This window comes from Sulfurovum sp., assembly GCF_049668085.1.
Lineage (GTDB): Bacteria > Campylobacterota > Campylobacteria > Campylobacterales > Sulfurovaceae > Sulfurovum.
Map to the genome: position 1 here is coordinate 1 of NZ_JBATIY010000145.1, position 2900 is coordinate 2900.

General features: G+C 37.4%; 2 protein-coding genes. Both read right to left on the minus strand.

Annotated features, from left to right (window positions below):
- On the minus strand, positions 1–1255 hold a 1255-nt coding region (locus tag WBM70_RS09080; protein ID WP_424558191.1), incomplete at its 3' end, for an FAD-dependent oxidoreductase.
- Between the two features lie 62 nt (positions 1256–1317).
- Positions 1318–2900 (minus strand): cation-translocating P-type ATPase (locus tag WBM70_RS09085; protein WP_424558192.1); only part of this gene is annotated, 1583 nt, incomplete at its 5' end.

Consider the following 2900-nt stretch of genomic DNA (forward strand, 5'->3'; position numbering starts at 1 on the left):
TCTCTATACCGTATGTAGTAACACTGTCAACTATGTCCTGATGGTAGACATGCTCACAAGAACAGATCAGTCTGCCTCTTTCACCTATCAGTCTGTTTTGATAGAGATAAGATGGATCAATACTTTCTTTGTTTTGCATCAAAGATTCTATATAGCCGATATCTACATTGGTGTTGATCCCTATAAATCGTGTCAGTTTGTCATCTTCTACAAAATACTCATCAATACGGTTGTCTTTTTGCGAAGTGATCAAGATCTTTTCAAAATTGGGTGAGTACTTAGGAGATCTTACTTCTATGAGTTCGTATGCATCCACTTTAAGCATATCGATCATGACTTCAAGTTCAAATTCTTTCTCTTGGAGTTCTAAAATAGTTGCAATGGCTACATCTGCCTGAAGTGTACACTCTTTGACATGCCCAGCTATAAAGTTGATCTCTTGTACTTGCGCTGCTTCACCTACAACATAGATGTCTTTATCTTCTGTTTGCATTTTATTGTTGGTCAAAATACCTTTGTCACAGTTGATGGCATCTCTGGCAAAATCAATATTGGGTTTGATACCCACACCAAAGATTAAAAAAGGATTTTTTATTTCCAGTTTTTTTGTTTTTATATGTATGAGCGCATCATTTTCAATCTCTTTGTCAACAATCTCATCTTCATAGGAGATCGTTATTTTCCCACTTTTAAGATAAGATGACTCAATCACTTTCTGGGCTTGTGGTGAAAGGCTTTTGTCATAGAGTGAATCACTTCGTACTAACAGTGTAATATGTTTTACACTTTGCATTTTGTTCAGTGTCTCCATGAGTTCCAAGCCTATAGGACCTGAACCTACTATGACCACTTCTTTGTTATCTATACCTTCTGCTATCTTTGTACAGTCAGATGCATTTCTAAAAACAGTAGCATTTTTAAGGGTAGTGATGTCAAAGAGTGTTTGGGGAATAGAACCAGTTGCAATGATGAGTTTGTCATAAGAGAACACAGAGTGCTCGGAGAATATTCTTTTTGATTTTTTATCTATCGAAAGTATCTTTTCATTCAGGGCGACTTGTACAGTTGGGTCAAGAGCTAAAGAGATCTCTTCTATGGTTGCACTTTTGTCCACAAGTGCACATAAATGTATCCTGTCATAAGGAGAATATACTTCGTCAGACACGATCAATACATCTACATCTGATGCCAGTTTTTTAATATGGTTGGCCATATACACTGCAGCTATACCACCACCTATGATTACTATTCTCATACTATCACCTTGTCTTATTATATCCAATTCCTTACAGGGTTTAGATCAAAATATCATTACTATTATATACTTTTTACTTTTCTGTACATTAGCCATTTATCTACCTCCATTACAAGAACAAGACCAATAGCGATCACGGCAAGTTCCAACCAGATATCAAATGAGACAGGTTGCGTTGAAAGTACGTTTTGCATAAAAGGGATATGCATACATGCGATATGTAAAAGTTGCGTAAAAATGACTAGAGAGATAAGTGCAATACTATTTTTATATGAGATCTTATGTAAGTAGTTATATTCAGTTCTAGAGTTGAATACATGTACATTTTCAAAAAGTACCATAAGAAGCAGTACTATATTTCTTGCACTCTCCACACTCTCACCACTTTGTAATAAAATATAAAATAGGAGAAAAGAGACAATACCGATATAGAGACCACCAACCATAATACGTCTAAGCATGAGTTTGTTGAAGATAGGTTCTTTTGGAGATCGCGGGGTCCTTTTTAAAAGCCCTGGTTCGGCAGATTCTAAGCCTAACATGACATCTTGTATACCGTTAGTTACAAGATTAAGCCATAGAAGTTGTACCGGAAGCAGTGGTAAAGGCATCCCTGTTATAAATGAAAGTATCACTAAGACCAACTCAGCAAAGCCTGTAGATATAAGTAGGTAGATCACTTTTCGTATGTTGTCATGTGCGCGTCTTCCTTCTTCGATACCATCGACTATAGAAGCAAAATTATCATCAGTTAAAATGAGGTCACTGGATGCTTTTGCAATGTCAGTACCACTTTTACCCATAGCCACACCAATGTTAGCATGTCTGAGAGCAGGGGCATCATTGACACCATCACCTGTAACTGCGACATAGTGTCCAAGAGATTGATAGGCCATAACGATCTTCATTTTTTGTGCCGGTGTTACACGAGAGAAAACACTTTTATCTTTTAACTCTTCAGCTTTTGAACCACTCTCTTCCCAAGCCAGCAACTCTTTTTCACTCATCACTTCCTTTTCAGAAGAGGCAATACCAAGCTCTTGCGAAATAGAGAGGGCTGTATTGGGATGATCTCCTGTGATCATAACCACTTTAATGCCTGCTTCTTGAGCCTTCTTGATGGCATCTGGACTCTCTTCTCTCACAGGGTCAATGATGGCTACAAATCCAAGATAGGTAAAGTTCTTAAGATTGATAGTAGATTCATCGGATGACTCTTTATATGCAAGTGCGATGGTTCTGTATCCTTTAAGGGCCCATGCATCTACATCAGACAAGATCTCTTTTTGCTCTTCTGGTGTTACATTACAGTGTTCAAGTACAGTTTCAGGAGAACCTTTGCTAAATTGAAAAATAGTATCATCCAATTCCATCATCACTGCAGAAAAACGATTGACAGGTTCATAAGGTATCTCGTCGATTTTTCTATATGATCTTGCATTTGTGATATATGATTCATCTGCATTTTCAGCGAACTGTGCCAAAGCGATATCTACCTGATCACCAAAAAAATCAACACTACCTTCCTTGGATTGTTCATAACGTATTTCATTGCAAAGAATTGAAGCCAGATAGACTTTATCATGAACATCATTGAGTGTGTTGGTGTCATAGACTTGATTTGGGGAGATGAAGTACTCTACAC